This window comes from Prauserella halophila, from assembly GCF_024171895.1.
GTDB classification, from domain to species: domain Bacteria; phylum Actinomycetota; class Actinomycetes; order Mycobacteriales; family Pseudonocardiaceae; genus Prauserella; species Prauserella halophila.
In genome coordinates this window covers 445,602-466,580 of record NZ_JAMTCQ010000008.1, presented here as the reverse complement: position 1 = coordinate 466,580, position 20,979 = coordinate 445,602, and the positions used below count along the sequence as shown (strand labels likewise).

The 20,979-nt window shown below is 71.5% G+C and carries 21 protein-coding genes; 12 read left to right on the top strand and 9 right to left on the bottom strand.

Annotated elements, in window-relative coordinates:
- The first annotated feature begins 124 nt into the window (after positions 1-124).
- The 4 genes from LY41_RS02395 (at position 125) to LY41_RS02380 (ending at position 5,510) form a co-directional block, all read left to right on the top strand.
- Complete coding sequence (locus LY41_RS02395) at positions 125-1,288, top strand: DNA-3-methyladenine glycosylase family protein (protein WP_253862158.1); 1,164 nt, start codon at positions 125-127, stop codon at positions 1,286-1,288.
- Positions 1,289-1,314: 26 nt separating this feature from the next.
- The gene (locus LY41_RS02390; protein ID WP_253862157.1) at positions 1,315-2,043 is read left to right on the top strand and encodes a M50 family metallopeptidase; all 729 of its coding nucleotides are present in this window, start codon (positions 1,315-1,317) and stop codon (positions 2,041-2,043) included.
- Positions 2,044-2,141: 98 nt separating this feature from the next.
- The gene (locus LY41_RS02385) at positions 2,142-3,425 is read left to right on the top strand and encodes an aldehyde dehydrogenase family protein (protein ID WP_301296471.1); all 1,284 of its coding nucleotides are present in this window, start codon (positions 2,142-2,144) and stop codon (positions 3,423-3,425) included.
- A gap of 405 nt (positions 3,426-3,830) precedes the next feature.
- A complete protein-coding gene (locus LY41_RS02380; RefSeq protein ID WP_253862853.1) occupies positions 3,831-5,510 on the top strand; it encodes a DEAD/DEAH box helicase in 1,680 nt (559 codons plus the stop codon).
- Positions 5,511-5,703: 193 nt separating this feature from the next.
- Here the strand turns inward: LY41_RS02380 and LY41_RS02375 are convergent, their stop codons facing one another.
- From LY41_RS02375 to LY41_RS02365, 3 genes are all read right to left on the bottom strand, one after another.
- On the bottom strand, positions 5,704-6,753 hold the full coding sequence (locus LY41_RS02375) for an adenylate/guanylate cyclase domain-containing protein (RefSeq protein ID WP_253862155.1): 1,050 nt from the start codon (positions 6,751-6,753) through the stop codon (positions 5,704-5,706).
- Between the two features lie 7 nt (positions 6,754-6,760).
- Entirely contained in the window at positions 6,761-7,210 is a 450-nt protein-coding gene (locus LY41_RS02370) for a universal stress protein (protein WP_253862154.1), read from the bottom strand.
- 89 nt (positions 7,211-7,299) lie between these two features.
- The gene (locus LY41_RS02365) at positions 7,300-8,421 is read right to left on the bottom strand and encodes a coiled-coil domain-containing protein (protein WP_253862153.1); all 1,122 of its coding nucleotides are present in this window, start codon (positions 8,419-8,421) and stop codon (positions 7,300-7,302) included.
- A gap of 335 nt (positions 8,422-8,756) precedes the next feature.
- On the opposite strand from LY41_RS02365, the gene LY41_RS02360 reads away from it, so the two are divergent.
- Positions 8,757-9,134, top strand: a complete 378-nt coding sequence (locus tag LY41_RS02360; RefSeq protein WP_253862152.1) for an SPW repeat protein — start codon at positions 8,757-8,759, stop codon at positions 9,132-9,134.
- A gap of 85 nt (positions 9,135-9,219) precedes the next feature.
- Here the strand turns inward: LY41_RS02360 and mce are convergent, their stop codons facing one another.
- On the bottom strand, positions 9,220-9,666 hold the full coding sequence (gene mce / locus LY41_RS02355; RefSeq protein ID WP_253862151.1) for a methylmalonyl-CoA epimerase: 447 nt from the start codon (positions 9,664-9,666) through the stop codon (positions 9,220-9,222).
- A 191-nt stretch (positions 9,667-9,857) separates the two neighbouring features.
- Here mce and LY41_RS02350 point away from each other — a divergent pair, with 191 nt between their 5' ends.
- Positions 9,858-11,042 carry an acetyl-CoA C-acetyltransferase gene (locus LY41_RS02350; RefSeq protein WP_253862150.1) on the top strand — a complete coding sequence of 395 codons (1,185 nt, stop codon included), beginning with the start codon at positions 9,858-9,860 and terminating at the stop codon, positions 11,040-11,042.
- Between the two features lie 104 nt (positions 11,043-11,146).
- Here LY41_RS02350 and LY41_RS02345 read toward each other — a convergent pair whose 3' ends face one another.
- Complete coding sequence (locus tag LY41_RS02345; protein WP_253862149.1) at positions 11,147-12,076, bottom strand: LysR family transcriptional regulator; 930 nt, start codon at positions 12,074-12,076, stop codon at positions 11,147-11,149.
- 72 nt (positions 12,077-12,148) lie between these two features.
- Between LY41_RS02345 and LY41_RS02340 the strand changes: the two genes are divergently transcribed.
- Positions 12,149-13,600, top strand: a complete 1,452-nt coding sequence (locus LY41_RS02340) for an MFS transporter (RefSeq protein ID WP_253862148.1) — start codon at positions 12,149-12,151, stop codon at positions 13,598-13,600.
- Between the two features lie 27 nt (positions 13,601-13,627).
- Here LY41_RS02340 and LY41_RS02335 read toward each other — a convergent pair whose 3' ends face one another.
- Entirely contained in the window at positions 13,628-14,701 is a 1,074-nt protein-coding gene (locus tag LY41_RS02335; RefSeq protein ID WP_253862147.1) for a class I mannose-6-phosphate isomerase, read from the bottom strand.
- Between the two features lie 121 nt (positions 14,702-14,822).
- On the opposite strand from LY41_RS02335, the gene LY41_RS02330 reads away from it, so the two are divergent.
- A complete protein-coding gene (locus tag LY41_RS02330) occupies positions 14,823-15,458 on the top strand; it encodes a hypothetical protein (RefSeq protein ID WP_253862146.1) in 636 nt (211 codons plus the stop codon).
- Between the two features lie 63 nt (positions 15,459-15,521).
- Here the strand turns inward: LY41_RS02330 and LY41_RS02325 are convergent, their stop codons facing one another.
- Positions 15,522-16,643 (bottom strand): 5-methyltetrahydropteroyltriglutamate--homocysteine S-methyltransferase, encoded by a 1,122-nt coding sequence (locus LY41_RS02325; protein WP_253862145.1) that lies wholly within the window; start codon positions 16,641-16,643, stop codon positions 15,522-15,524.
- Positions 16,644-17,021: 378 nt separating this feature from the next.
- Between LY41_RS02325 and LY41_RS02320 the strand changes: the two genes are divergently transcribed.
- Positions 17,022-17,381, top strand: a complete 360-nt coding sequence (locus LY41_RS02320; RefSeq protein WP_253862144.1) for a DUF3817 domain-containing protein — start codon at positions 17,022-17,024, stop codon at positions 17,379-17,381.
- A gap of 168 nt (positions 17,382-17,549) precedes the next feature.
- Here the strand turns inward: LY41_RS02320 and LY41_RS02315 are convergent, their stop codons facing one another.
- Positions 17,550-18,050, bottom strand: a complete 501-nt coding sequence (locus LY41_RS02315; RefSeq protein WP_253862143.1) for a MarR family winged helix-turn-helix transcriptional regulator — start codon at positions 18,048-18,050, stop codon at positions 17,550-17,552.
- Positions 18,051-18,219: 169 nt separating this feature from the next.
- On the opposite strand from LY41_RS02315, the gene LY41_RS02310 reads away from it, so the two are divergent.
- Complete coding sequence (locus LY41_RS02310; protein WP_253862142.1) at positions 18,220-18,525, top strand: thiamine-binding protein; 306 nt, start codon at positions 18,220-18,222, stop codon at positions 18,523-18,525.
- A 115-nt stretch (positions 18,526-18,640) separates the two neighbouring features.
- Positions 18,641-19,618, top strand: a complete 978-nt coding sequence (locus LY41_RS02305; RefSeq protein WP_253862141.1) for a tetratricopeptide repeat protein — start codon at positions 18,641-18,643, stop codon at positions 19,616-19,618.
- Between the two features lie 135 nt (positions 19,619-19,753).
- Here the strand turns inward: LY41_RS02305 and LY41_RS02300 are convergent, their stop codons facing one another.
- Positions 19,754-20,374 carry a LysE family translocator gene (locus LY41_RS02300; RefSeq protein WP_253862140.1) on the bottom strand — a complete coding sequence of 207 codons (621 nt, stop codon included), beginning with the start codon at positions 20,372-20,374 and terminating at the stop codon, positions 19,754-19,756.
- An 87-nt stretch (positions 20,375-20,461) separates the two neighbouring features.
- Here LY41_RS02300 and LY41_RS02295 point away from each other — a divergent pair, with 87 nt between their 5' ends.
- Positions 20,462-20,935, top strand: coding sequence for an Lrp/AsnC family transcriptional regulator (locus tag LY41_RS02295; protein ID WP_253862139.1), 474 nt, complete (start codon positions 20,462-20,464; stop codon positions 20,933-20,935).
- Positions 20,936-20,979 lie beyond the last annotated feature (44 nt).

Below are 20,979 nucleotides of genomic sequence, written 5' to 3'. Positions count from 1 at the left end.
TCCCCGGGAAACGGCCGCATTCCGGGGAATCTTCGGTACCGATCCGTCATTCATCGCTCTAGCGTTCGAATCACTCCTGGAATGACGACGATGCCCCGATCGACGGGCGGGAAGTGAGGACGCGATGGGATCCGGCAGCACACGGTCCGGTCCGCTGCGGCTGCCGGCCGCGGTCGCGGTCGCAGCGGGCGGGCGCGATCCGGCGGTCACGACGCAGCTCGAACCGGCGACCTGCGACGACATCGAATTGGCTGTCTCGGGCAGCGTCGCGCACGTGTCCGCGCCCGCCGTGGGCGCGGACCTGTGGGGCGTCGACGAGTTGCGCCTGGCCTTCCTGCTGGACGGCACCTGGCGCCCGGTCGGGGTGCAGGTGCGGCGACGTTCGCCGGTGATGCTGGAACTGCGGGTGGGGGACGCGGCGACGGCCCGGGGTCCGGATGGCGCGGATACCGCAGGGGGAGAGATGGCAGAGGGAGAGCGGGCCGCGGCACCTGCCGCGGTGGGTCCGGACGGCGAGCCGGGGATCCCCGTGACTCGGCTCCGCGAGCATCGGGACGGCGCGGTTCGAGAGGGCTCGGTTCGGGAGGGCACGGTTCGGGAGGGAGGTGTGTCGCAGGCCGACGTCGACCGGGTGGTGTCACAGGTTCGCCGCATGCTCTCGCTCGACTGCGACGGTGCCGCGTTCGCGGCCGTTGCGGGCCGGGACGCCACGCTCGACGGGATCCGGCGGGCCGGTCCGGGGATGCGGCCGATTCTGTTCGGATCGCCGTACGAAGCGGCCTGCTGGGCCGTGGTCTGCCAGGGGTTGCGGACCGAGCAGGCGGTCGACATGTACTCGCGGGTTCTCGCGCGGCACGGCCGGGTGGTCCCCGTCGGTGGCCGCAGCCGGGTCGTGATCGCATCACCGCCGGAGCTCCGTGCGGTGTCGTCGGCGACCCGGTTGTCGGCAGACAAACGCGACCGGCTGGCGATCGTCGCCGAGGCGGCGGAATCCGGCCTGCTGGATGCGGCCGCGCTGCGCGGAATGGACCCCGCCGAGGCGATCGACCTGGTCGCGCAGCTGCCGGGAATCGGACCACTGTCCGCGGAGCTGATCGTCGCCCGCGGCGCAGGGCATCCCGACGTGTTCCCGGCACACGACCGGCTCCTGCTGGCGGCGATGCGCGAGCTCTACGCGCACCCGCCCGCCGAGGTGGCCGAGCGATGGCGGCCGTACCGGAGCTGGGCGAGCTTCGTGATCAGGGCCGCCGCGATGCTGCGGGGCGGCCGTGCCAGGGCGTCACCGTGATCCGATACCCGTTGTGGTGAGCTGGCGTGGTGCAGGACGGTATCGACGACATCACCCGGGCGTTCGACCTGGACGTCACGACGGCGGGCGCCATCATCCTCATCAGCGGCGTGGCCGCGCTGATCCTGGTCCTGTCCGGAACCCCGTGGCGGCTGGCGCGCAACGTGCTGACGATCGTCCACGAAGCGGGGCACGCCCTCGCCGCGCTCGTCGTGGGCAGGCGGCTGCAGGGCATCCGGCTGCATTCGGACACCTCGGGGGTCACGGTCTCCCGAGGCCGCCCCCACGGTCCGGGCATGGTGCTGACCTCGGTGGCCGGATATCCCGCACCCGCGCTGCTGGGACTGCTGTTCGCGTGGCTGGTGTGGGCCGAGCAGCTCTCGGCGGTCCTCGGCGTCGCCGCGGTACTGCTGCTCGGGGTGCTGATCCTCATCCGCAACGCCTACGGGATCTTCTCCGTACTGGCCTCGGCGGCGGTGCTGGCTGCCGTGGCGTGGTTCGCCCCGCCCGGCGTGCAGGCGGTGTTCGTGTATGTCATGACGTGGTTCCTGGTCCTCGGCGCGGTGCGGCCGCTGTTCGAACTGCAGAGCAAGCGCCGTCGCGGTGCCGCCCGTGATTCGGACATCGACCAGCTCGCCCGGCTGACCGGCCTGCCGGCCGCGCTGTGGCTGCTCGTGCTCGGCGTCCTGATCGGAGGCTGCGCCGTCATGGGCGGCATGCTGCTCGTCGACCCGGCCGTCGGTGGACCGCTGTAGCCGCCTGAGCAGGCGCCCGACCCGGGACCGGCCGTGGGTCCGCACCGGCGGTGGGGCACACTGAGGAGTCGACACCGTGACGATGACGGTGCGTACGAATGCGGGCTCGGTGCCCGCGTGAGCGGGGAAGGGCGCTGGCTGTGACGGACGAGGTCGCCAAGGCTGTCGGAGAGTGCGCGCGGGCGGCGAAGCACGCGGCGCCGTCGTTGGCGACCGCATCGGACGAGGCGATCGACACGGCCCTGACCGTGATGGCCGAGCGCCTGCTCGAGCACCGTGACGACCTTCTCGCCGCCAACGACGCGGACGTGACCCGCTCCCGGGCCGAGGGCATGAGCGCCGGCCTGCTGGACCGACTCACCCTCACCGAGGACCGGCTGGCCGGGATGGCCGACCAGCTCCGGCTGCTCGCCGGCGCGCCGCACCAGGAGCGTTCGGTCGAGGTGTCCGCCCTCGACGACGGGCTGAAGCTCGTCGAGCGGCGCAGGCCCGTGGGCGTTCTCGGGGCGAACTACGAAGCGCGGCCGAACGTGACGGTCGACGTGGCGTCGCAGCTGGTCAAGTCGCGTAACGCCGGCGTGCTGCGCACCGGCTCGGCCGCGCTGGGTTCGGCGCAGCGGCTGATCGAGGTCGTCGTCGCGCCCGCGTTGGCCGAGGCCGGTATCGACGCCCGCGTCGTGCAGCTCGTTCCGCGCACCGAACGGGAGGCCGCGACGGCGCTCGTGCAGTTGCCGGACCTCGTGCCGCTCGTCATCCTGCGCGGCAGCGGCGACACCACACGCGCGCTGGCGACCGAGGGTGCGACGCACGGCGTGCGCACGCTCGCGCACGCCGACGGCGGCGGTGTGCTCTACGTCGACGAGGCTGCCGACGCCGACACGGTCGCCGGTCTCGTCAGCGGCAGCCTCGATCGGCTCGGCGTGTGCAACCGGCTCAACCTGCTGCTGGTCCACTCCGCCGTGTACGAGCGGTTGTGGCCGGTCGTCTCCGAGGCGCTGGCCGGCCGCGAGGTGACGCCGTCACTGCCGCCGCACGAGCACGCGATCGGCTACGAGTGGGCACTCGACTCGGACAGCGAGGCCACCGTGACCGTGGCGCAGGTCGGCAGCCTCACCGAGGCTGTGACGATCGCCAACGAGCAGACCTCCGGTCTCGCCGCCGGGATCGCGACCGAGGACTCCGCTGCGGCCGAGGCGTTCTTCGACGGCTATCAGGGCACCGGCGTGTTCTGGAACGCCCCGACCCGGCTGCTCGACGGCTTCAAGCTGCTCGGAGTCCCGGAGACGGGTATCAACCTGGACCGTGTGCCCGGCCCTCGCGGCCCGGTCACCTACACCGACCTGTACGTCCGCCAGTACGCCGTACTCCCGGCGTCGCGGTGAACGCACTTCCACCGCCGCAGTACCTGCGGTCGGTGGTCACCTCTGTCGGGGATGTCACGGCTGTGGCGTCGCCGCACATTCCCCGGATCAGGAAGGTCCACCACAGTGAACGACACCGGCGACAGCACCGATAGCGCCACCGGCGCCGCGGCCCCGGACGACAACGATCCCGCCGCGGACCCGACGACCACCGAGTCGACCGCCACCGAGCCGACGACGATCGAGGCGACGACGATCGAGGCGACCACGACAGACACCGCCGACACCGACACCACCGCTGCCGCAGCCGACCCCGAGGAGTCGGCGGACTCGCCCGACGCCGAGGACCCCGCGGATGCCGAGAGCTCCGCGGAGACCTCCGCCGACGCCGAGACCTCCGCGGATGCCGCGGGCGGCGAGGCGGGTGTGACGTTCGCCGATCTGGACCTGCGACCGGAGCTGCTCGCCGCGTTGTCGGCGCTCGGTTACGAGGAGCCGACGCCCATTCAGCGAGAGGCGATCCCGCCGGTGCTGTCGGGTCGCGACCTCGTCGGGCAGGCCGCCACCGGCACGGGCAAAACGGCGGCGTTCGCGCTGCCGATCCTGCAGCGCATCACGGGCCACGGAAAGGGTCCCGGCCCCAAGGCTCTCGTGCTCACGCCCACCCGCGAACTCGCCGTGCAGGTCTCCGAAGCGCTGCACCGCTACGGCAACGAACTGGGCACGCGGGTGCTGCCGATCTACGGCGGGCAGCCCATCGGCCGGCAGCTCAAGGCGCTCGAACGCGGCGTCGACGTGGTCATCGCGACCCCCGGCCGTGCGCTCGACCACCTGTCACGAGGGACGCTCTCGCTGGCGGAATTGAGCATGGCGGTGCTCGACGAGGCCGACGAGATGCTCGACATGGGCTTCGCCGAGGACATCGACGCGATCTTCGCCGAGATGCCGACCCAGCGGCAGACGATGCTCTTCTCCGCGACGATGCCGCCGCGCATCAACGGCCTCGTCAAGCGATTCCTCTCCGACCCGACCCACATCAGCGTGGGCAGGCAGCGCACCGCGGACGGCGCGGATTCGCTGATCACGCAGACCGCGTACGTCGTACCCCGTGGGCACAAGCCCGCGGCGCTCGGCCGCGTCCTGGACGTCGAATCACCGGCCGCGGCGATCGTGTTCTGCCGTACCCGTGACGAGGTGGACTCGCTCACCGAAACGCTCAACGGTCGCGGCTACCGGGCCGAACCCTTGCACGGCGGCATGAACCAGCTGCAACGCGATCGCGTCGTCGAACGCCTCCGCGGATCGAGCGCCGACCTGGTCGTCGCGACCGATGTCGCCGCGCGAGGGCTGGACATCGACCAGCTCACCCACGTCGTCAACTACAACGTGCCGAGTGCGCCCGAGTCCTACACCCACCGGATCGGCCGGGTCGGCCGTGCAGGCCGCGAGGGCACGGCCATCACGCTCGCCGAGCCGCGCGAGCACCGCATGCTCAAGACGATCGAACGCGTCACCGGCCACAAGATCGCCGTCAAGAAGCTGCCGACGATCGCGGACCTGCGTGCGCAGCGACTCGAACAGACCCGCTCCTCGCTCACCGAGGCACTGCAGGACACCGCCGATCTCGACCGGTTCCGGTCGGTCGTCGAACCCCTGGCCGACGAGTACGACGTCGTCGAGATCGCGCTCGCGGCGGTCAAACTCGCGCACGAGGCGGGCGGCACGGTCACCGAAGAGGAAGAAATTCCGGAGGTGAAGGCGTGGCCGCCCGCCGACGGCAAGCGCGGCGGCAAACGCGACGGCGGTCAGGCCGGTGGTGCGGGCGGCGGCAAACAGAAGGGCGGCCGTGCCGTCGGTCCGGGCATGACGCGCCTGTTCGTCGGTGTCGGTCGCACGTCCGGCGTCCGGCCGCAGGATCTCGTCGGTGCGATCGCGGGTGAATCGCAGCTGCGGGGCCGTGACATCGGCGCCATCGACATCGCCGACCGGTTCTCGCTCGTCGACGTACCGTCCGGCGCGGCCGAGGACGTGATCGCCGCACTGAAGGGCGCGAGCATCAAGGGCCGCAAGGCGACGGTGCGCCGCGAGCGGTACCAGAAGAAGTAGCGCAGGCCGCACCCTGCCGGATCCGCAGGCCGCCGGGCGACCCGGCGGCCCGCGGACCGCACGCGGGCTGGGCGGGCGTGACACAGCGCTCGCCTGCGCAGTGCCGGCCCGCGCCGTTCCGACCGGTGCCGTTCCGACCGGTGCAGCGCCGACCGGTGCAGCGCCGGCCGGTGCAGCGCCGGCCGGTGCCCCGTCAGTCGTCGCGGTCGGCGTCGTCCGGCCGGTTGAGGCCCAGCAGGTCGGCCGCGAACTGTTGACCGCCCGGCATCCGGCGGGCGGTACCCGCGCGCCGCAGCACACCGGGACGGAGGCGACTGTAGCCGCGTACCGAGGTGCTGCGGCGGGACCGCACGTCGTAGTCGTCGAACCCGGCCAGGTCGCGGCCGAGGTCGCGATCCACCAGAACCGTGCCAGGCCGGGCGAGTGAGGTCAGCCTGCTCGCCAGGTTCACCACCTGGCCGTACACATCGCCGAACCGCCCCAGCACCCGGCCCGCTGCCATGCCGACGCGCACGTGCGGCAGCTCGTCGTCCTCGCCGGCCCGTTCGGACAGCGTCAGGGCGATCTCGGCGGCGTCGGCGGGCTCGTCGCAGACGAACAGCACTTCGTCACCGATCATCTTGACGATCCGGCCGTGGCGATCGGCGATGATGTCCGAGGCGAGCGATTCGAACCGGTCCAGTACGGCACTCAGCTCGGCTTCGTCGACCCGCCGGGTCATCCGCGTGTAGCCGACCATGTCGGCGAACCCGACGACCTCGGTGCGCGACTCCGGTTCCTCGTCCGCGGTGGTCAGCAGCCGTGCCGAGTACGCGGCCAGATGGCGACGCCAGACGAAGTTCTGCACCTGCTCCAGCTCCGGCAGCACGCTCTCGACGAGCTTGCCGATACGACGTTGGTCGCCTGCCAACTTCGGGTTGTCGGCGATCATCGACCACAGCAGGTCGGCCTGCCACTCGGCCAGCCGTGACAGATGCAGGCCGACGGCGCGGGCCACCGACGTCTCGAGTTCCTCGTCGAGCAGTCCGGCCGTCACCAGCCGGTCGACGATGTGCACGGCTTCGACGTCGGCGTCGGTGAACACGACGTCGTCGTCTGCCGCGGTCGCCAGGCCCAGCGCACGCCACAGCTGTTTCGTCCGCTCGGCAGGAACACCGGCCTTCTCGGCGACCTGCAGTCGCGTGTACTTGCGTTTGCCGTCGAGGAGGAGCCGCTCCAGCCGGCGCGCGAGCGCTTCGTCCACGGGCGGCCTATGTGGTGTGCACGATCAGCACGTCGACGCCGGATTTCCGGGCGACCTCGGACGGCACCGAGCCGAGGATGCGGCCGGCGAGCGTGTTGAGTCCGCGGTTGCCGACGACCAGCAGATCGGCACGACGCTCCTGAGCGGTGTCGCGCAGTGCGTCGACGGGCTCGCCCTTGACGGCGATCGTGTCGATGTTGCGGGCGCCGGCCTTCACGGCGCGGTCCCGCGCCGACTGCAGTGTGTCCTCGGCGGGTGCGGATCCGACGACCTGGTATGCCTCGTCGCCCAACTCGTCCTGCGCGCGCAGGACCTCGTCCTTGCTCGCGGGGAAAAAGGCACACACGATCACGATCGTGGCACCGGCGTCCGCCGCGACGGCGGCGGCGCGATCCACGGCGGCGTAGGACGAATCGGAACCGTCCGTGCCCACGACGACGGTCTGGTAAGCGGCCATGCTTCTCGGTCCTCCAGCGAGCTCAGTGAACCTCGACGATAGTGCAGGCCGAACAGTAGCCGGTCCCCGTGCCGGGGGCCACACCGTACCTACTCGTGAGTCGCCTCGGCTGCCGACGGACCCGCCGACGCCCCCGCATGGGCCTTCCGTCCGTTGCGTTTGGCCAGCGACGAGTCCGAGCCGGACTGCTTGCCCTCGATGGCCGAGTCCACCTCGGCGAGCATCGACTTCGCGGAGACGACCTGGTCGGCGACCTTGTGCCGGAGCGTGCGCAGCGCTTCGACCTTGCCCTTGGCATCGGCCACCCGCCGCTGGGCGATGTCGGTGGCCTCGTGCACGCGGCGGTTGGCTTCCTCGGTCGCTTCGCGCACCCGGCGATTGGCCTCGTCGGTCGCCTCGGCCACGCGGGCGTTGGCCTCGCTGATCGAGTTCTGCTTGCGCCGGTTGGCGTCCTGGACGGACTCGCGCTGCCGCCGTTCGATGTCGGCCTTCGCCTCGGACTCCTCTTCGGCGACCGCGGTGCGGATCGCCGCGGCCTCGTCGTCGGCCTCGCGGATCCGGCGTTCGGCCTCGGCCTTGCTCGCCGCCTCCTGCTCGGCCAGCTCGCGCATCGCCTCGGTGCGACGGGTGGCCATCGCGATCTCGAAGTCCTCTTCGACCTTGGTGCGGCGCTGCTCGGCCTCGGTGTCGAGCCGGTCGCGCTCCTCCGTGGCCTTGGTGACGATCGAGTCGGCCTCGGTGCGCGCGTCGGCGATCACCTTGCGGTGCTCGGCCTCCATCTCGCGGCGCCGTTCGGCGAGCTCGGTCAGCAACTGCTCGTAGCGGGCGCGCATCGCGCTGGCGTCCGCCTCGGCCTTGGCGCGGATGTGCCCGGCCTCGGCCTCGGCGCGCGCCTGGGTGTCGGCCGCCTCTTCCTGAGCGAGCCGGAGCATGCGCTGGAGGCGTTCGGAGAGTCCCTCGATCGTCGTCGGCGGCTGTGCGAGCCGTTCGACCTGACCGCGCAGATCGTCGATCTCGACCCGGGCCGATTCGAGTTGCTTCGCCAGGTCGCCTGCCTGGGAGATCGCCGCGTCGCGGTCGGAGGTGAGCATCCGCAGATCGGCGTCCAGCCGTTCCAGATGCTCATCGACCTGTGCCCGGCTGTAACCGCGCTTCTCGAAGTCGAAGCCGGCCCCCAGTGGCACGAGATCCCGTTCGTCGCCAAGGCTCATGTCCCCACCCTAACCGCACGCCTGATCGCCACGCCGCTGAATGCGCTCGTGGCGTCGTGGTGCTTCACATCGGGTTCACAGCCGCGCAGGAACGTGCCTGCCGATCTCGCGCCGACTCCGTCGTGCGCTGGGTAAACGGGGATGTTCGGACCATCGCGCCGGGATTGACCGGGGGCCGGCCGAGGCGCATGCTGAGGTCAGGGGCCGCCGTCGTCACCGTGTCGTTCGGCAGGCCGGTCCACCGGCGCAGCTGCCGGCGCGTGGTCCGGCGGTCGTCCCCGGCAACGGGCACGTCGGTGTGCTCGTTGTGGGCCGACCTCCAGGAGGTGATCACGATGGCCGGATCATCGACCCATCCGGCACGTGCGTGGACCCGGCCGCACGACTGGGCCGAGGTCGTAGCAGGCGCCGTACTGGCGCTGTCTCCGCTCTGGATGAGCACCGGGGCCGCGGCAGCGTGGACCATGTCCGTGCTCGGCGCACTCATCGCCATCGACGGGGTGGTCTCACTGGCCATGCCCGGCATGATCGTCGGCGAGGGAATCCAAGTGGTACTCGGTGCGCTGGCGTTCGTGTCGCCGTGGGTGATGGGTTACACGGCCCTCACCGGCGCGGCGTGGACGTCCTGGATCATCGGTGCGCTGACCGTGCTCGTGGGCGCGGCGGCGGTGCCGGTGGCCAGCGCAGCACATCGGATGGCGGGCCAGCACTAGCGGCCGGGACACCGTCGCTCACGGCGTTGCCGCCAACGCCGTGAGCGCATCGCCGGCCCGCCGAGCCAGGCGGACTGCGCCGGTGTCAGGCGGGCTGCACCAGTTCCACGAGCACGCCGCCCGCGTCCTTGGGGTGTACGAAGTTGACCCTGCTGTCCGCGGTGCCGCGGGTGGCCTCGGCGTACAGCATCCGCAACCCCTTGCCGCGCAGCGCCTCCGCGGCGGCCTCGACGTCGGTGACCCGGTAGGCGAGCTGCTGCAGCCCCGGTCCCTTGGAGTCGAGGAACTTCGCGATCGTCGAGTCCTCGCGCGACGGGGCGAGCAGCTGCACCGCGGTGCCGCCCTCGTCGCCCGGTGCGTGCAGCATCGCCTCGCGCACGCCCTGCTCCTCGTTGACCTCGACGTGCGTGGCTTCCAGGCCGAAGCTGTCGCGGTAGAACGCGATCGCCTCGTCCAGGTCGGCGACGGCGACACCCACGTGGTCGATCGTCGTGATGAACGGCGCCAGCGCCGCGGTTGCCTGTTGCTGCATACGCGCAGGATAGGCCTGCCGGTGCAGCGGCGGGCGTGCGCTTGTTCACACCGTGGGATGCGGCGCCGCGGCGGCCGATTCCCCCGCGGGGACCGGTATCGTTTCCGGGCGAAGCGCCGCTGGGTGCACAGTGCACGCGAGACCCGTCGGGTCGGCGCCGAGAAGCATCGTCAACGCTTGGAGGAAGACACGTGTCCGGTTCCGTGATCCTGGGGGCGGCCCGCACGCCGATCGGCCGCTTGCTCGGTTCGTTGAAGGACTTCTCGGGTGCCCAGCTCGGTGGCGTCGCCATCAAGGCCGCGCTCGAACAGGCAGGCGTGGCGCCCGGGAAGGTGCAGTACACGATCATGGGTCAGGTGCTGACCGCGGGCGCCGGGCAGATGCCGGCGCGGCAGGCGGCGGTCGACGCGGGCATCCCGATGGACGTGCCCGCGCTGTCGATCAACAAGGTGTGCCTGTCCGGTCTCGACGCCGTCGCGCTGGCCGACCAGCTCGTGCGGGCGGGCGAGTTCGACCTGATCGTGGCCGGGGGCCAGGAGTCGATGACCCAGGCGCCGCACCTGCTGCCGAAGTCGCGCTCCGGGTTCAAGTACGGCGACGCGACGCTGGTCGATCACATGGCCTTCGACGGCCTGCACTGCGCGTTCGACCAGGTCGCGATGGGCGTGTCGACGGAGAAGTACAACGAGCGCTACGGCCTGACCCGCGAGCAGCAGGACGAGTTCGCCGCACGGTCGCACCAGCGGGCGGCCAAGGCCATCGCCGACGGCGGGTTCGCCGCCGAGCTGGCACCCGTCGCGGTGCCGCAGCGTAAGGGCGAGGCGGTCGTGTTCGACACCGACGAGGGCGTGCGCGGGGACACCACCGCGGAGTCGCTGGGCAAACTGCGCCCGGCGTTCGCCGCCGACGGCACGATCACGGCCGGCACCGCGTCGCAGATCTCCGACGGTGCCGCCGCGGTCGTCGTCGCGAGCCCGGAGATGGCCGAGAAGCTGGGCCTGACCCCGCTGGCCGAGATCGGTGCCCACGGTGTCGTCGCCGGCCCCGACGCGAGCCTGCACGAGCAGCCGTCGAACGCCGTCAACGCAGCACTGGGCAAGGCCGGGCTCGAGGCTTCGGCGCTGGACCTGGTGGAGATCAACGAGGCGTTCGCCGCCGTCGGCCTGGTCTCGACCGACAAGCTCGGCCTCGACCCGGAGATCGTGAACGTGGACGGCGGCGCGATCGCGCTCGGCCATCCGATCGGTGCCTCCGGCGCTCGCCTGGCCGTGCACCTGGTGCACGAGCTGCGCCGTCGCGGCGGCGGTCTCGGTGCGGCCTCGCTGTGCGGTGGTGGCGGCCAGGGAGACGCGCTGTTGCTGAACGTGCCGAAGTAGGCGAGGGCGCTCGACCACGCACCACAACTCGCATCACGCACCACCTCCGGCGCCGGTGAGCCCCGCGGCTCCCGGCGCCGGTCCGTGTCCGCAGCCGTCCGCGCTCACCGCGGTTGCGGCGCTTCGGTGGGCAACAGCTCGGCCGCGACGTCGTTGATCGCCTCGAGCGACTCGGTGACGAGCGGATGCCCGGCGTGACCGCTGCGCGTCGCGGCGAGCACGCGGCGCGCGGGCGCGGGATCGCCGGACAGGGGGACGCGCGCCACGGGCCGGTCGTCGTGCAGCCGCGCCAGCCGGGGCACGAGGATCACACCGAAGCGCCGCGCGACGAGAGCAGCTCCGGTGTCCCATTCGTCGGCGTAGTGCGCGATGTTGGGGGAGAAGCCCGCCGCGGAGCACGCGGTGCGCACCAGATCGTGATACGCGGTGCCGGGACGGCCGAGGATCCAGTCCTGGTCGGCGGCGTCGGCCAGGGTGACGCGGCGCCGCGTGGTGAACGGGTGGTCCGCGGGTACGACCAGGTCGAGCGGATCGTCCAGCAGCGGCTCTTGGTGGAACCGGTCGTCGCCGGTCGGTGGCGTGTGGGCCGTGTTGATCACCAGGGCCAGGTCCGCATCGCCCGCCAGGAGCAGGTCGAAGCACCGGCCGGGCTCGGCCTCGATGACGCGCATGCGGACGTGGGGGTGCCGATCGCGCAGGGTGGCGGCCACCGGGGGCAGCAGGTGGGTGGCCGACGTCGAGAAGCCGCACACGGTGAACGGTCCGCTGGGCTCGCCGGCGAGTGTGGCGAGCTCGGCGTAGGCGCGTTCGGCCTGTGCCGACAGCACGTCGACGTGCCGCAGCACCGTGCGTGCCGCGGTGGTCAGCTGGACCCCGCGGCCCTGCGCCTCGAGCAGCGGGACGCCGAGCTCCTCGGCGAGCTGCCGCAGCTGGTAGGAGACGGCCGACGGGGTGTAGTGCGAGGCCGCCGCGGCCGCGGTGACGGTGCCGTGCTGGGCGACGAGCTGGAGCACCCGCAGCTTCGGATCGATCATGCAATCATTTTGCATGATCCTGAGGAAAATCGTTTGATTCTCCTCAGAGGAAAATCCGGCCATCATGGTCCTGTGCTGCTGCTGGAACGTCTCGCCTCCCCTCGTCGTCTCCCCTTTCTCACCACTCCGGCGAGCACCGGTGCCTACGTGCTCGTCGTGCTGACTTTCGGTGCCTATCTGCCGAGCACGCTGTATCCGGCGTACCAGCAGACCTTCGGCATCGACGATCTGACGATGACCGTGGTGTACGCGACGTTCGCCCTGGTCAGCGCTCCGGCGCTACTGCTGTTCGGGCAGGCGACCGACGCGCTCGGTGCGCGGCCGGTGCTGCGCGGGGCGCTGATCGTCGCGGCGGCCGGTTCGGCGTGCTTCGTGTTCGCCACCGACACCACGTGGCTGCTGGTGGGCCGCGGGGCGCAAGGACTCGCGCTGGGCGCGGCGACGGCGGCGGCGAGCGCCCTGACCTCCCTCCACGGCGGCAGGCGGATCGCACCCGCGGCCTTGGCCGGCATCGCCTTCGTGGGCGGCACCGCCGCGGGACCGGTCGTCGGCGGACTGCTCGCGCAGTACGCGCCTGCTCCGGAGACCCTGCCGTTCGTGCTGCACCTCGGACTGGTGGCGATCGGCTGGCGCCGGGTGGCCGGCCTGGGCGGCAGCGCTCCCGGGATGGCCGTGGCGGTGGGCACCTCGGGCCGTGCGGGATGGCGTCCCACGCGGCCGGCGATCCCGCGTGGCATGCGCAGGGTGTTCGCCTCGGCTGCGGCCGCGGGCTTCGTCGCCTGGACGGTGGCGGGGCTGTTCCTGGCGATCATCCCGACGCTGCTGGACCGCGCGGGGCAGACCGACCCGGCGGTGACGGGCGCGATCCTCGGCCTGGTGCTGGTGTGCTCGGTGGCGACCCAGCCGCTCGTGGGCAGGGTGCGCGACCGGCGGGCACAGGTCCTCGGGCTCGCCGCGCTGTTGACGAGCCTCGCGTTGCTGGCGATCACGGCGGGCGGGTCGACGGTGGTGACGCTCGTCGCCGCCGTGATCGCCGGTGCCGGGCACGGCCTGGCCTACGGCGGTGCATCGGCGGCCGTGGACGCCGTCGCGCCCGTCGCACGCAAGGGAGCGATCACCGGGGCGCTGCACGTGGCGTTCTACCTCGGTTCCGGGGCGCCCGCAGTGGTGGTCGGGCTGATCACGCTCGCGCATCCGCTGGCCACCGCCACGACCTGGGTCACGGCCGCCGCGGCCGCGCTGGTGCCCCTGGTCGCGGCGGCGGTCGTCGCCTTCCAGCGCCCCGCGTACCCGGTCCGCCGGATGCGCGTGTGGTGGCCGGGCGGCCTGCGGCGCGGCCACGGTGGCAGCCGCAGGGCGTCGGCCGGGCCGTCGCGGACGTCCGCGACGCCGACCCGGGTCACCGGTGCGCCGTCGCGCGAACGCCGCATCCGGCACGCCGCCGCGCACCCCGGCCGCGGCCCGGCGTTCCTGCGCCCGCGCACGCGGTCGGCCGAGCGCCGGCGCAGGCACGCAGGCCGTTGAGCACCCGCCGGGGCCGCCGCCCGCAGGTCAGGCGGGCGGACGGCAGCGCAGGACGGTGACGTCGCCGGACAGTTCCGGCGCGCCCGCGCCGTAGGGCACGACGACGGTGTCGCCGCGGACGATCGGCGTGCTGCCGCGCTCCGACGTCAGCGTGCCCGCGCCGTCGATCGCCACGAGCACGGTGAATCCCGGTGTGAGCGTGACCGCGGAGGAGGGCGCAGCCGAGGGACGCAGGCGATCGGCGCGGAAGAATCCGTCGGCGAGCGGCGCGAGCAGTTCGGCGACCGCGGGGTCGGATGCTGCGTGGTCGGCGGGCGTGTGACCGGCGGGCGTGGGACCGGCGGGATCGCCGCTGCGCCGGATGATCGAGGCCAGGCGCTGCTCGTCCCACCCGGAGGTGTCCAGCACCTGCAACGCGGTGTCGAAGCCGAGGCCCAGGTGGCCCTTCTCCGGCGAGTCCAGGAAGTCCCGCCACTCCATCGTGAGCGAGAAGTCGGTGGGCTGTTGCAGTTCGACGACGAACACGCCCCCGCCGATCGCGTGCGGCAGGCCCGCCGGGATCACGACCGTGTCACCGGCGGCGACCGGGACGGCGTTGAGCGCCTCGAGCATCGACGGTGCGTCCTGGTCGCGCACCCAGTCCCGGACCGTCGCGGCAGGCGTCGTCTCCCGGAATCCGGTGTAGACGGTCGGCTCGTCGCCGGAGGTGCCGACGACGATCCACGCCTCGGTCTTGCCGAAGTGCGAATCGAAGTGGGAGCGGGCGAACCGGTCGTCGGGGTGGAAGTGAACCGGCAGCCGCTGGCCTGCGTCGAGCAGTTTCACCAGCAGCGCCGTCGAATCGCCGAACCGCCGCAGGTGCGCGTCGCCGAGCCAGCCGCGGGGATCGGCGGTGACGGCCTCGGCCAGCCACCGGCCGTCGGGCAGGCGGGTCAGCCCGTCGGGACCGCCCGCGAACCGCGTGGTCGTCGAGGCGATCCAGTCCTCGGGGCCGTACTCCCGGGCCTCGTCCCCGCGTAGCGCGGCGATCGCGGCCCCACCGCGGTAGAACTGCGGCGGCTGGTTGGCTGGCAGGACGATCGGTTCGAGTGGTTCCGGCACGGCTCCGCACTGTAGGCCACGCGCACGTCGGGCGGGGTGCGCGTGGCGACCCGTGTGTTCCGGTCGGTCGTGGTCTGATCGGCCGCGGGCAGTGATGCCGGATTCGAGGACAGGCGGTGGGATGTCGGAGACGACGCGCGGCGAATCCGTCGCGGGCGGGGCACTGCGCGCAAGCGTGGTCCCGGTTGTGAGCGGCTTGCTGGCCGGTGCGTTCGTCGCCTGGTGCTACTACGACGACGTCCTGCGTTCGCTGGCCCACACCTTCACGGTCTGGGTGGTGCTGGCCGTGGCGGTCGCCCGTCGGCGCACACTGGCGGACGCGTACGTGCGCGTGGCGGCGCTGCTGCTCGCGGCGGTGTTCTCGTTCTACGGTTTCCGCTCGGTGTTCTACGTGGTGCTGTACGGGGGTTTCTATCCGCCGCCACTCATGCGCCTGGTGACGTGGTTCGTGCTGGCGCTCGCGGCGGGGCTGGTGCTGGCGTTCGTCCTGCGCCACATCGGGGTCGAGAGCTGGTGGGGTTCACTCGCGTGTGCGGGTGCGATCGGGCTCGTGCTCGGCGATCTCGTGCGCCAGTTCGACGACGACGATGTGGCGCTGTTGGCCGTCTCGGGTGCGGCGATCGGCGTGATCGCGTGGCTCGGCATTCCGTCGGCGCGCCAGGCCGCACGGGTCGCCGGTGCCGTCGTGCCCTGCGCCGTGCTCGGGTTCGGTGTCGTCCTGCTGCCCGACCTGCTCGAAGACCTCGTCATGTGGTGACCACGTGTCCTGCGTGCCCGGGGACTCGTCGCCTGCGGCGGTCCCGGCGGCACGCCGCAGGCGTCAGCCCCAGACCTTCGCGGCCGTCTCGACGATCAGCTCGAGTTTGCGGATCTGCTCATCCTCGGTGATGTCGTTGCCCTCCTCGGTGGAGGAGAAGCCGCACTGCGGGGACAGGCACAGCTGGTCGACGTCGATGTACCGGGAGGCCTCGTCGATGCGCCGCCGCAGCCCGTCCACGGTCTCCAGCTCACCGCGTTTCGTGGTGACCAGGCCGAGTACGACGTACTTGTCCTTGGGGACGTGACGCAGCGGTTCGAACCCGCCGGAGCGTTCGTCGTCGAATTCGAGGAAGTAACCGTCCACGTCGAGCTCGTTGAACAGTGCCTCCGCGACGAAGTCGTAGCTGCCCTCGGCGGCCCAGGACGAACGGTAATTGCCGCGGCACAGGTGCGTGGTGATCGCCATGCCGTCGGGCTTGGCCGCGATCGCGGCGTTCATCGTCCGGATGTTGCGCAGGTGGAGCGTCTCGGGGTCGAAGCCCATCTCGGCGACGAACTCGCGCTGGTTCGGGTCGTTGAGATAGGCGAGGCTCGTGTCGTCGAGCTGCAGGTACCGGCACCCGCGTTCGCCGACGGCCGCGACCTGCGCGGCGTACGCGGCCCCGAGGTCGGCGAAGAAGTCGTCGAGATCCGGGTAGACGCCGAGGTCGACGGCCGCCCTGCCGCCGCGGTAGTAGACCATGCTCGGCGACGGGATCGTGAGTTTCGGCATGACCCCGGTGTCTACAGTGGACTGTAGGAAGTCGAAGTGGTCGCCGAAGATCGTGTGTCGGAGACCGACCTTGCCGTCGACCTTCAGGCCCGACGGGCTGAATTCGAGTTCGCCGTCGGCGTTGCGGAACGTCACGTGCAGCTTCTCGTCGCTCGTCGAGATGCCGTCGAGCTGGTAGATGAAGTCCATGTGCCACGACGAACGGCGGAACTCGCCGTCGGTGGCCGAGCGCAGACCGACCTTGCGCTGCATGTCGACGACCCCGCGGATCGCCTCGTCCTCGGCGGCTCGCAGCTGTTCGGCCGTGATGGCGCCCTGTGCGGCCTGCCTGCGCGCCTCGTGGAGTACGGCCGGGCGCAACAGGCTGCCGACGTGGTCCGCGCGGAACGGCGGTGTTTGACGCTGAGTCATGGTCGTATCGTCACACGGTTATCGGCTCCCATCAACGGCTCCGACAACGAGCCGAATCGGCTCCGGCCTCCTGGCGCCGCAGTCGTTCTCACCGCACCGTTCGTGGCCGGAACGACTTCGCCGTCCGGCGCCGGAACGATTGCGCCGTCCCATGCCGGTTCGGCCGGGAAACGCCCCGCGGGAGCAGCACGCCCGAAGCGGTGACAATTCGCACCGCACGGTTACGTGTCGTCCCCGTCTCACCAGGTCACGCCGATGTTCGTGAGTACCGTCACGGAACGCACGGGCATGTTGCGCGTCGCGGGCGGCGTTGGCGTATACAGCAAGTGACGTGGCCGCCCGTCCGTGGCGGCACAATCCCGAGCAGAGGAGGAACCGTTGTCGAACAAGGCTGCTGTCTTGTTCCGCGTGATCGCCGTGGCCGAAGCCCTGTCCTGGGCCGGCTTGTTGATCGGCATGTTCCTGAAGTACGCCGTCGAGCTCGGCGAGGGCGGCGTGCCCGTCCTGGGCGCCGTGCACGGTGCGATGTTCGTGGTGTACCTCGTCGTGACGCTGGGCGTCGCGAAGTCGCTGGGATGGAGCGTCGGCACCACCGTCACCGCGTTGCTGGCGAGCATCCCGCCGCTGTTCACCTGGTGGTTCGAGACGTGGGCGCTGCGCCGCGGCAAGCTCGACGGCCCGCAGCACGCCGAACGGGGCGGCACGGCGCTGTTCCGCCGGGAACCGGTCGGCGTCTGAGCCCGTTCACTCTCCCGTGACCACGACTGTGCCGTGACCACGGCTGGTTCGTGACCGCGGCTGTTCTGTGACCACTGTTTCGTGATGGATCGCTGTGTCGTGATGGATCGCTGTGCCGTCACGGCCGTGTCGTGACGGCCGTGGCCGGTGCCCGCATCGGCGGGCGGCTCACTCCGTGAAGTCGCCCGCCGCTTTGCGCACCTTGGTCAGCAACTCGGTGAGCTGCTGCGTCTGCCGTTCGGTCAGGCCGTCGAGTCCGAAGTCGATATCGGTGACGGCCGTCGTCGCCACTGCGTGGCGGTTGCGGCCGTCGTCGGTGATCTCGACCAGTGTCGTGCGCCGATCCGTCGGATGCGGCTGCCGGGTGACCAGCCCGCCGGACTCCAGCCGATCGACGATGTTGGTGACGCTCGTCGGGTGCAGCTGCAGCCGTTCGCCCATCACCCGCATCGGCAGTGCGCCGTGGCGGGCGAAGGTGAGCAGGACCAGCGCCTCGTAACGGGCGAACGTCAGCCCGTGCGGCTTCAGCGCACCGTCGACCGCCGATTGCACGATCTGCTGTACCCGCATCACACCGGTGACGGCCGCCATCGTGTCGGAGGGCCCGATGCGGTCCTCCCACAGTCGCGCCGCGCGGGCGATCGGGTCGAACGGCAACGGACGGTTCATGGCGTCCGAAGTTAGCAGCGTGGACGGACCTGCCGGGGATGCGCCCCGAGTCGGTCGCTCCTCGTCGTTCCCCGTGACCCGCGGGAACGAGTGACGACGCCCCGTGCCGACCGGGACATGACCGTGCGACGAGCGGATCACGGCCGGTGACGGCCGGTACCGTGGAGGCATGATCGTCGCCTTCAGCGTCAGCCCCGCCGGAACCGCCGAGTCGGACGGCGGGGTGAGCGAGGCCGTCGCGGCCGCCGTCCGGGTCGTGCGCGAATCCGGGCTGCCGCACCGCACCGGTTCGATGTTCACCGAGATCGAGGGGGAGTGGGACGAGGTGATGGACGTCGTCAAGCGCGCGACCGATGCCGCGGGGGAGAACGCCGCACGGGTCGGCCTGGTGATCAAGGCCGACATCCGTCCCGGGTACACCGGCCAGCTCGATGCCAAGATCGACCGCGTGGAATCGCACCTGCGCGACGACTGAGCAGCCACACCCGCCACGCTCGCCGCACCCGCCTCCGCGCGACCGTGCGGAGCTGCGGCTTCGTTAGAATTCCACCAGTAACCCAGCTCCCGTCAGTCCGTGCCAGGATGGAACCGTGACACAGCCACGCAACACTTCAGGGGTCCCGGCGGCGCTCTCCGGAGCGGTCGACCTGTCCGGTTTGAAGCAGCGCGCCGAGGCCGCGAAACAGCCGCAAGCCGGCCCGTCCGCGGCGAGTGGCGAGGCGCCACCGCAGTCCACGGGTGCCGGTGGTGGTTCCGGCGGTGCCGTGATCGATGTGACGGAGTCGTCGTTCCAGTCCGAGATCGTCGAACGTTCGATGCAGACGCTCGTCGTGGTCGATCTGTGGGCCGAATGGTGCCAGCCGTGTAAGCAGCTCAGTCCGTTGCTCGAGAAGCTCGCAGGTGAGTCGGGCGGCGCGTGGACGCTCGCCAAGGTCGACGTCGACGCCAACCCGCGGATCTCGCAGCTGTTCGGTGTGCAGTCGATCCCCACGGTCGTGGCGATCGCGGGCGGCCAGCCCGTCGACGCCTTCTCCGGCGCGCTGTCCGAGGCCGAGATCAAGCAGTGGCTGAACAAGCTGCTGGACGCGCTGCGCGACAAGCTGCCCGGCATCCGCGCCGCGGAGGAGGGCGCGACCGCGGAACCCGCGGAGGAACCGGAGGACGAGCGGTTCACCGCTGCCGAGGACGCGTTCGCCCGCGGCGATCTCGCCGCCGCCGAGGCCGCCTATCAGCGGATCCTCGACGCCGAACCGGCCAACGAGCAGGCCAAGGCCGCGCTGAACCAGGTGCGGTTCGCCGCCCGCGCCGCGGAATCCGATCCGTCGGCGGTCGCCACCGCCGATGCCGATCCGTCCGACCTCGACGCTCAGCTCGCCGCCGCCGATCAGGAGGTGGCCCAGCAGCAGGTCGAGGCCGCGTTCGCCCGCCTCATTGACGCGATCCGCCGTACCGCAGGGCCGGACCGCGACCGGGTCCGCGAGCATCTCGTCGGCTTGTTCGAGCTGTTCGACCCGGCCGACGAGCGGATCGGCAAGGCCCGCCGCGACCTCGCCAGCGCCCTGTTCTGACGCCGCTCGGCGGGACCGTCGTGACGCCGTGCCGACACGGCCCCGCACACGACGGCCCCGCACACGACGGCCCCGCACACGACGGCACGGCGCACGTCGGGGCCGGGTGACACGTGCCCCGGCCTCGTCGTGCTCTCACGCGATCGCGTCGACCAGTGTCGTCGCACCCAGCGCGCAGAGCGCCAGGCTTGCGCCGAGGTCGAGCCCCAGGCGCACGCGCGGCCGGGCCAGTATCGCGCCGAGCGAGCCGAGCGCCGTCACGTAGAGCGTCCACCACAGCGCGGCGCACCCGATCACCAGGCCGCCGAGCACCAGCGTCTGCACCGGCACCGAGCCCTCCACGCGCACGAACTGCGGCAGGAACGTCAGATAGAAGATCAGTGCCTTCGGGTTGACGACGTTGCAGGCGAATCCCTGCAGCACCGGTGACCCGGTGCGGCCGTGCGCCCCGGCGTCGGCGGTATCGGCGCTCCGGGAACGTGCGGACAGGGCGAAGGACACCCCGAGCCAGACGAGGTACCCGCCGCCGCAGATCCGGAGCGTCAGCAGCACGGCCGGGTCCGTGGCCGCTGCGGTGACCCCGGCCGCTGCGAGGAGCGTCAGCAGCACGAGCCCGCCGCAGATGCCGACCGTGGTGGCGTGGCCGCGGCGCGCTCCTCCGGTGGCGGTGTTGCGGGTGACGAGGACGAAGTCGGGACCGGGGACGACGAGCATCAGCAGCGTGGTCGCGAGGAACACGGACAGGTGCTGCGGCATGGGGACTCCCGCGTCGGTGGGACGGACATCCCGCAGCATCGGTGTGACGTCGGCAAGGATCCACACACTCCGGCTACAGTTCCTCGCATGAGTAAGAACGCCGAACTGGATTCGGTCGACGTGCGCATACTCGCGGCGTTGCAGAACGATTCCCGGATCCCGAACAAGGACCTCGCCGCCGCGGTGGGCATCGCGCCGTCGACCTGCCTGGACCGGGTCAACCGACTGCGTGAGGCGGGAGTCATCCTCGGCTACAGCGTCCGGGTCGACGCCGAGAAGATCGGGCGGCCGCTGCAGGCACTGCTGTACATCCGGGTCCAGCCGCACCGGCGGCCGTTGGTCGACCCGTTCGTCCAGCACGTGCTCGCGCTACCGGAGACGCAGGAGCTCTACCACGTCAGCGGGCCCGACGACTTCCTCGTGCACGTGGCGGCCGAGAACCCGCACGATCTCCAGCGGTTGGTGCTCGACGAGTTCACCGATCGTCCCGAGGTCGCGCTGGTTCACACGAACCTCGTCTTCGAACGCTGGGACGCGGGCCCGCTGCTGCCGCCCGAATGATCCGCGAGCCGGGAACCGGCCCGGTGTCGAGTCGTCGCACCGGT

Bases quoted from the DNA above. Each gene is read 5' to 3' on its own strand.
- LY41_RS02395 (WP_253862158.1), top strand. From the start codon at position 125: ATGGGATCCGGCAGCACACGGTCCGGTCCGCTGCGGCTGCCGGCCGCG.
- LY41_RS02385 (WP_301296471.1), top strand. From the start codon at position 2,142: ATGCGGGCTCGGTGCCCGCGTGAGCGGGGAAGGGCGCTGGCTGTGACG.
- LY41_RS02370 (WP_253862154.1), bottom strand. From the start codon at position 7,210: ATGGCCGCTTACCAGACCGTCGTCGTGGGCACGGACGGTTCCGATTCG.
- LY41_RS02365 (WP_253862153.1), bottom strand. From the start codon at position 8,421: ATGAGCCTTGGCGACGAACGGGATCTCGTGCCACTGGGGGCCGGCTTC.
- LY41_RS02360 (WP_253862152.1), top strand. From the start codon at position 8,757: ATGGCCGGATCATCGACCCATCCGGCACGTGCGTGGACCCGGCCGCAC.
- mce (WP_253862151.1), bottom strand. From the start codon at position 9,666: ATGCAGCAACAGGCAACCGCGGCGCTGGCGCCGTTCATCACGACGATC.
- LY41_RS02345 (WP_253862149.1), bottom strand. From the start codon at position 12,076: ATGATCGATCCGAAGCTGCGGGTGCTCCAGCTCGTCGCCCAGCACGGC.
- LY41_RS02330 (WP_253862146.1), top strand. From the start codon at position 14,823: ATGTCGGAGACGACGCGCGGCGAATCCGTCGCGGGCGGGGCACTGCGC.
- LY41_RS02325 (WP_253862145.1), bottom strand. From the start codon at position 16,643: ATGACTCAGCGTCAAACACCGCCGTTCCGCGCGGACCACGTCGGCAGC.
- LY41_RS02315 (WP_253862143.1), bottom strand. From the start codon at position 18,050: ATGAACCGTCCGTTGCCGTTCGACCCGATCGCCCGCGCGGCGCGACTG.
- LY41_RS02310 (WP_253862142.1), top strand. From the start codon at position 18,220: ATGATCGTCGCCTTCAGCGTCAGCCCCGCCGGAACCGCCGAGTCGGAC.
- LY41_RS02300 (WP_253862140.1), bottom strand. From the start codon at position 20,374: ATGCCGCAGCACCTGTCCGTGTTCCTCGCGACCACGCTGCTGATGCTC.
- LY41_RS02295 (WP_253862139.1), top strand. From the start codon at position 20,462: ATGAGTAAGAACGCCGAACTGGATTCGGTCGACGTGCGCATACTCGCG.